This is a genomic window from Bradyrhizobium sp. Arg237L, assembly GCF_029990105.1.
In the GTDB taxonomy this organism is placed as follows: domain Bacteria; phylum Pseudomonadota; class Alphaproteobacteria; order Rhizobiales; family Xanthobacteraceae; genus Bradyrhizobium.
Map to the genome: position 1 here is coordinate 98,131 of NZ_JAQMIL010000028.1, position 6,152 is coordinate 104,282.

Genomic DNA, 6,152 nt, shown 5'->3' on the forward strand with positions numbered 1-6,152 from the left:
CTTGACGCGCATCACCCGCTCCATTTGCGTGATGCGTCAAAGCGCCCGACGAGCCTCCAACTGGAGGCAAAAACAAATTATCAACGATTTCAAACCGCTCGGCAAACGATATACTCTGCTCGAAACGTTTCGGCCGGAACTACGGTTCAACGAGCGCGATTTCGTCGAGCGGCATAAGACGTTTTCCGAAGGTGATGATGTGCGGCATGCTCTGCTTCTCCGTTATGAAAGGTGAAGCGGAGAACAGAGCGCACCATGCCGCGCCGGAACAATTGCCTCCCTTGCTCAAGAAAAAATTTTTGGCGACGGCATGTTCTGGCGGTTAGCCGCCTGAGGGCATCTTCCGGTTGGCGGACCCCTGCCACTCTTCCGGTGCCCAGCCGCACTTCATGCAGAGACCTTCGAATCCTTCGAGTGCGCTTTGCCACTTGCATCCACAATCCGTCACAGGGCATGGAGCCGCGCGCTGCATCGGATATTCTTTATCGCAAATAACGCATCGTACCCGGCCATCGCCGACCGCGTAGGCCGTCGGCACATCACGCGCATAAGGTTCAGTGTTGCCCAACCCAGCTTCGTGACCGCATTCATGGCAAATGAAGCGTTCTTCGCCGCGTTCATGACCCATCAGCCACTTGAATTGGTTCTCCGTCAACTCAGGGATCAGGTGCCAGAGTTCGGTATAAAGACCGGTGCGCTCGCTGAAATCACTGTCGAATGAGAAGTCCGCCCACTTTCCGAGCGCCGCGAAGTGGAGCCGATCTTCCATCCAGCGGCGCCCCGGATAGAGCTCGCTGTAGTGCAGTTGAAGAATATCGATAATCGCAAGTGGTTCGATGTTCTGCCGATAGATGCCAAGATGAGATATCTTGTTGCGGCCACGCCGGATCTCTTCGTACTTGGCCTGGAAATCCTTTGACAACGTCGTCGAACAGAACATGTTGTGCACCCGGACGAGTTCTGAGGCCTCCAGCGTCGGAAAGTCTGTGAAATCCCACACGCCATTTTCGCCGTCGCTCGGCTTGATGTCCGTCCGTTTCAAAAGAAGATACGGGCTAACCGCGCAGATGCGAGCCTTCAGGCCGATCTCCTGGCTCTGCTGGATGAGCGTAAAGATACTTTGAAGATCGCTTTGTGCAGCGGCTATGTATTTCTCCCATCCCGCCTGGGCGTCGTTAGCTTCGTCCCCTTCCAGTGCTTCCGAGGCCCAATGGCCGTACTTGGCCCATTCGGTGATGATGCCCGTCACATCACCCCACGCTTTGAAATACAGGCGCAGGCTAACGAGAAGAAGTTCGTCGGTTGTGGGAATGTTCTTGATCACGGAGGCCATCGTCTGAAGGAACGCTCGAAAATCGAACGATACGATGCGGGGAGTAAGGCTAACGACTGCCTAAGGACCCGGCCGAGATGTTCTTCTTGTGTGCGCCGTCCCAAAGCGTACTTCTCGCAAAAACCCAGCGAAATCCACATCTTTCAACCGTGGCTAGTGGGGTCATCCCCAACAACCCAGCTTGACGGATGCCAAGGCTTCGGGTCCGCTAGTTCCAGCCGCTCACGGTCTTAATGGCCCAGCGCCGCCTCGGGTCCCCTATTTTTCCGCGATAAACCATGCCGAATTATACGCTGAACTTTGCGCCCATTTCACTGACCGGAGAAACAACGGTTTTCGTAGGCATGCAGCCCTACAGTAAAGAGACGCTAACCGATCTGCGCCGGGAATACCATGATACCCACGTTTTCCGCCGCCGCGGCAGAGATGATGTCATCCTGGATATCCCGGTCGCGCCTAGCGCCAAGCCTCTTGGTAATCTTCAGGAGAAAGTGAACCTCGCGGAGGCGAGAGAGCACTGGCCACAGCTCCTGTCAGCCGCGCTGATGCGCGCCTTCGCCGGAGCGCGTGACATTATCTCGGACTATCCGGTGACTGTTCTCGGCTCGGCGGCGCGTGGCCTCATACAGCATTCTGACCTTCCAGTGTGGATTGAGCGCCGGACCGCACTGCAATTCGATACGCGCACACACCATCTGGCGGGAGGCCGGCGTGTTGTGGGCATCGTGTGCGAGAGCAGAACTCGTAACCTGATTAGCGGTTCGTGCGCCGATCTTCTGGCGCTGGGCGTGCCGCTCCTCGGCCGTTATGTGCAGGTCGAAAACGCCCGCGATGACAATCGGCTTGTGCCGCGGCGCAATTTGATCGGTCGCGTCGTCGCTGTCGAGGACGACGTCTTGATTTTAGACGATCATGCCGAAGGGTATGACCGCATACCGGCATCGCAAGCCTTTCCTGAATCCCGCGCCAAAGCATTTGACGATATCGTCCGGCACATTCTTGGCGATAAGGCGGGGCCGGTGCTCGCTCACGCGGAGCAGATGGCGGAGCAGCTCAACACAGGGCCCGGCCGCAAAAGACAAATGGAAGAGGCTCTGGGGTTCCTCCGCGACAAGGCAGGACTGGAGGCAACGCCTGGTGTGCAAATCCGCATCGGTGCGATGATTGGCTCGCGTGACAGGGACTTCCCGCAAAGCGAAGTCATGCCAAAACCTGTTTTGGTGTTTGACCCCAGTAGTTCGCGAAAGGACGAGCGGAGCGAGCGGGGCTTAAAGACGAGCGGGCCTTACGATCAGCGAACGTTCTCGCCCAAAAAGCTCAATATAGCGGTGATCTGCCAGGCTAAGCACGAGGGCCAGGTCGATCGCTTCGTAGCGAAATTCCTTGACGGAATGCCGAACACCGTCTCCGGAAAGAACAACATCGCGCGCTATGGGGACGGCTTCATTCGGCGGTTTCATCTCGAAAAGCCGAAGGTTGCGTTCTTCACCACGCCGTCTGCTTCCGCAAGCGACTACGTTGAAGCGAGCCGGAAGGTGCTTCAACAGGCAGCAGACGAGGGATTTAAATGGAACTTGGCGCTTGTCCAGGTGGAAGAAGAGTTCAAAGAATTCGATGGGGACGATAACCCCTATTACGTGACGAAGGCTGTGCTGCTGAAGCGCGACGTTGCTGTGCAAAGTGTTCGTCTGGAAACCATGGGGTTGAGCGACGCGAACCTCGTATTCGCGATGAACCACATGAGCTTGGCGACTTATGCGAAACTCGGTGGTACACCTTGGCTCCTCGCGGCAAAACAGACCGTCGCACATGAATTAGTCATCGGCTTGGGTTCGCACACGGTGAGCGGGAGTCGAATTGGATCGCACAAGCGCTTCGTCGGCATCACGACGGTTTTCTCAAGCGATGGTAGCTACCTTCTCAGCGACAAAACAGCCGTTGTCCCGTTCGAGAAATACGCCGATGCGCTTTACGACACGCTGAAGCGCGCGATAACGCTGGTACGGAAGCAGGACAACTGGCGCAGCACAGATAAAGTGCGCTTGGTGTTCCACATGTTCAAACCGCCTAAGGATACCGAAGCTGACGCTATCAAGCGAACCGTGGACGATTTGGGGCTCGAGGACGTCACGTTTGCTTTCGTGCATGTAGCATCGGACAATCCTTACATCGTATTCGACAACGGCCAGCCTGGTATCGGCTTCCGTGATCCTAAAAAAGGCGTTCTCGGACCATCGCGCGGCCTCCACATCAAGCTCGGCGACTATGAATCGCTCGTTGTGTTTTCAGGAGCGTCTGAGCTGAAGCAAGCGAGTGATGGTATGCCGCGCCCCAGCTTGCTTAAATTGCACCGGCATTCCACGTTCAAGGATATGACGTATCTCGCACGTCAGGCCTTTGAGTTCTCGGGGCATTCGTGGCGCATGCTCGCACCTGAACCGTTTCCAATCACCATACGCTATTCGGACCTCATCGCGGAGCGGCTCACGGGTCTTGCAAATGTTCCGAACTGGGATGCCGAAGCCGTTCAATTCGGTCAGATTGGTCGGACCCTATGGTTCCTTTGACGCCGCCAACCCTTCAGGAGGTTCGGCGAAGCCTGCTTGCCGAAGTGGATCAGGCGCGAGAGCTGAACTGCCACGTCGAGGCCTTCCGTGCATGGGCCTTGGACCGGACGGACGCCCTTCGGTCGGCAGTCCAGAAGGCCGTATCCTTCACGGGTCAAGCGCGCCACCCGGAGCATGTCGCCGCTCTGGGCTTCGGCGCGATTGCAGGGTTGCTCGAAGAACAGCAAAAGAAAATTTTGCGCGAAGAACTTGAGCACTTGAGGGGCCGTGCGTTCTTTGTCGCAGGCAGGCCGCGACGCTTCGAGGTAGATGGTATCGCTTTGCTCGGCGTCGCGTTCGGCGCAAAGTCAGAACAATCGTCCAATGACGAGAAGTGGTGTCAGGACATTCTTGCCAGATCTCTCAGCGAACTCGCGAGCGACCCGTGGCATCAAGGCCTTGCGCGATTGGCACTGGTCGTTTTAGGCGATGACAATCTTAGCGTCCGCCCCGCTGAACTAGCTGTTGTTGCTGCCGCAAAGGGGTTGGGCTTGTCGTCGCAAGCGGTCGATGAGGAGGCATGGTTGGCGACTGTGCAATCTTGCCCTCTGGAAAATGTGTCGGGGCTCGACGCGGTTCGGCTGGCGGCATTCGATATCCTTTCGGCGCGTCTTGGACAGGTGCGGCTTGCTTCTCCGACCAGAGAAGATCTCGTTGCGCTACTGCGAAACGTCGCGCGTGCGTTCAAGCGCTGGCCGTACGAGGAAAAGCCACGAACGCCGCGATCCGCTGTCGCGCGTTGGGACGTTGAAAATGAATACCATGTCCAAAGTTTACTGTGGGCGATCCTCGCGCCCGTATTTTCGGACGTAGATGACGAAGAGAATCTGCCCTCGATTGGTCACGCGCACCCACGGGCCGACCTTGCTGTGCTGTCTTTGAGAACGTTGGTCGAAGTAAAATACATCCGTCAGCCGGGCCAGGTCGGTTTTAAGGCCGTGATTGATGAAATTGCCTCGGACACGGGGTTGTATCTTAGCCGATCAAAAGAGTTCGATACCATCGTTGCCGTCGTATGGGATGATTGCGCGCAAACGGAGCAACATCACGAGCTGCAAACGGGGATTGAGCAACTCAAGGGGGTAAGCGCGGCTATTATCCTCTCACGCCCGTCGCACATGAAGCGGAACGGTCAGGCATAACGGTTCAACTCGATCTTTTCTTCCTAACGAAAATTCCGTGCCTTCACCTTCAGCGTGTCGATATGAAGGTCCGGCTCATACATGTCCCGCCGCCGGATGATAGGCGGTCTGGGTTTGCGGCTATCCGGCCCGCTGCCGCCGCCTTTTACGTCGTCTCCTCGTCCATTCTGTAACGGGAACGCGCCGTCGAGCCCCGACACCTTCTTGAGATCGGCGGTGCGGTCGGCAACGTCCTCCACAATGAGATGAATGACGCCGTTCGCCTTCTGCACCTTGCGGCGGCATCCGAGCATGGATGCGCTTAAGATCGCGCGGCGGCATTTGGCGAACACCGATGGCCAGACGATAAGATCGGCATTGGCGCTTTCGTCTTCGAGGGTGATGAACATGACGCCTTTGGCGGAGCCTGGCATCTGCCAGACGAGAACGAGGCCTGCAATGGCAATCCGAGTCGCCCGCCCGCCTGAGCTTGAAATGATCACTTCATCTCCTCCAGCAGCTTCCGCGCCTCACCCAGCAACGCCCGTATCTCCCTTCGCTCGGCGATCGCATCCCTGGTGAACAGGCCGTGCTTGCGCGCGTTCTGGTTTGCCGTTGGCGCGCCGGATCCCTGTGCGCCGCCGTGCATGCGGCAGCGCTTTTTGCCGTGCACCGCCGGCGAGCGGCACGCGCCGCCGCAACGGGTTTTGGCGCCACAACGTGGGCTCGCCAGCATCGGGCCGGTATGTCTGATGTGATCGCTCATGGCTGTGCGTCCCGCTTGGCATCAGCGGAAGCTTGCCCTCGCTTGGAGCCCGCGGCCTTCGGCGCCTTCCGCGCCGCGGAGGCCCGGTTCTTGTCCGAAACGATCACGTTCGCATGCTGCGTGACGTTGCCGACAATGGCCTTGCCGCCGTCCTCCACCTTCACGTTCTGCACGGTGATGGCGGGCTCGCCATGGCTCCGGTAGCGGTTGAGTGCCTCGATCTGGGCGGGAAACGTGCGGGCGAGCCTGCCCAACGCGCGCGCGGCGCTGTCGTGCTGGGCGAGGTCGTCGGCATTGGCGAGGTGATGGGCACATCGCATCGCCAT

General features: G+C 58.0%; 6 protein-coding genes and 1 pseudogene. 3 read left to right on the forward strand and 4 right to left on the reverse strand.

The genetic code is table 11. From position 1 onward, the window contains the following. The first annotated feature begins 1 nt into the window (after nucleotide 1). Entirely contained in the window at nucleotides 2–235 is a 234-nt protein-coding gene (locus OZ411_RS19045; RefSeq protein WP_282529174.1) for a hypothetical protein, read from the forward strand. 87 nt (nucleotides 236–322) lie between these two features. Here OZ411_RS19045 and OZ411_RS19050 read toward each other — a convergent pair whose 3' ends face one another. Continuing rightward, a complete protein-coding gene (locus tag OZ411_RS19050; protein WP_282529175.1) occupies nucleotides 323–1,324 on the reverse strand; it encodes a hypothetical protein in 1,002 nt (333 codons plus the stop codon). A 287-nt stretch (nucleotides 1,325–1,611) separates the two neighbouring features. Between OZ411_RS19050 and OZ411_RS19055 the strand changes: the two genes are divergently transcribed. Together OZ411_RS19055 and OZ411_RS19060 are read left to right on the forward strand one after the other, a co-directional pair. Then, complete coding sequence (locus tag OZ411_RS19055) at nucleotides 1,612–3,900, forward strand: hypothetical protein (protein ID WP_282529176.1); 2,289 nt, start codon at nucleotides 1,612–1,614, stop codon at nucleotides 3,898–3,900. After that, nucleotides 3,888–5,081, forward strand: a complete 1,194-nt coding sequence (locus OZ411_RS19060) for a hypothetical protein (protein ID WP_282529177.1) — start codon at nucleotides 3,888–3,890, stop codon at nucleotides 5,079–5,081. Before OZ411_RS19055 ends, OZ411_RS19060 begins: the two co-directional genes overlap by 13 nt. Nucleotides 5,082–5,104: 23 nt before the next feature. On the opposite strand, the gene OZ411_RS19065 is transcribed toward OZ411_RS19060, so the two are convergent. The 3 genes and pseudogenes from OZ411_RS19065 to OZ411_RS19075 all read right to left on the reverse strand — a co-directional run. Further along, nucleotides 5,105–5,563: an OB-fold nucleic acid binding domain-containing protein gene (locus tag OZ411_RS19065; protein ID WP_282529178.1), complete on the reverse strand. Its 459-nt coding sequence runs from the start codon at nucleotides 5,561–5,563 to the stop codon at nucleotides 5,105–5,107. Next, a complete protein-coding gene (locus OZ411_RS19070) occupies nucleotides 5,560–5,826 on the reverse strand; it encodes an HGGxSTG domain-containing protein (protein WP_282529179.1) in 267 nt (88 codons plus the stop codon). The genes OZ411_RS19065 and OZ411_RS19070 overlap by 4 nt, the downstream gene beginning before the upstream one ends. Beyond that, a pseudogene (locus tag OZ411_RS19075) lies at nucleotides 5,823–6,152 on the reverse strand (hypothetical protein); the annotation flags it as partial. The pseudogene OZ411_RS19075 and the gene OZ411_RS19070, both read right to left, overlap by 4 nt.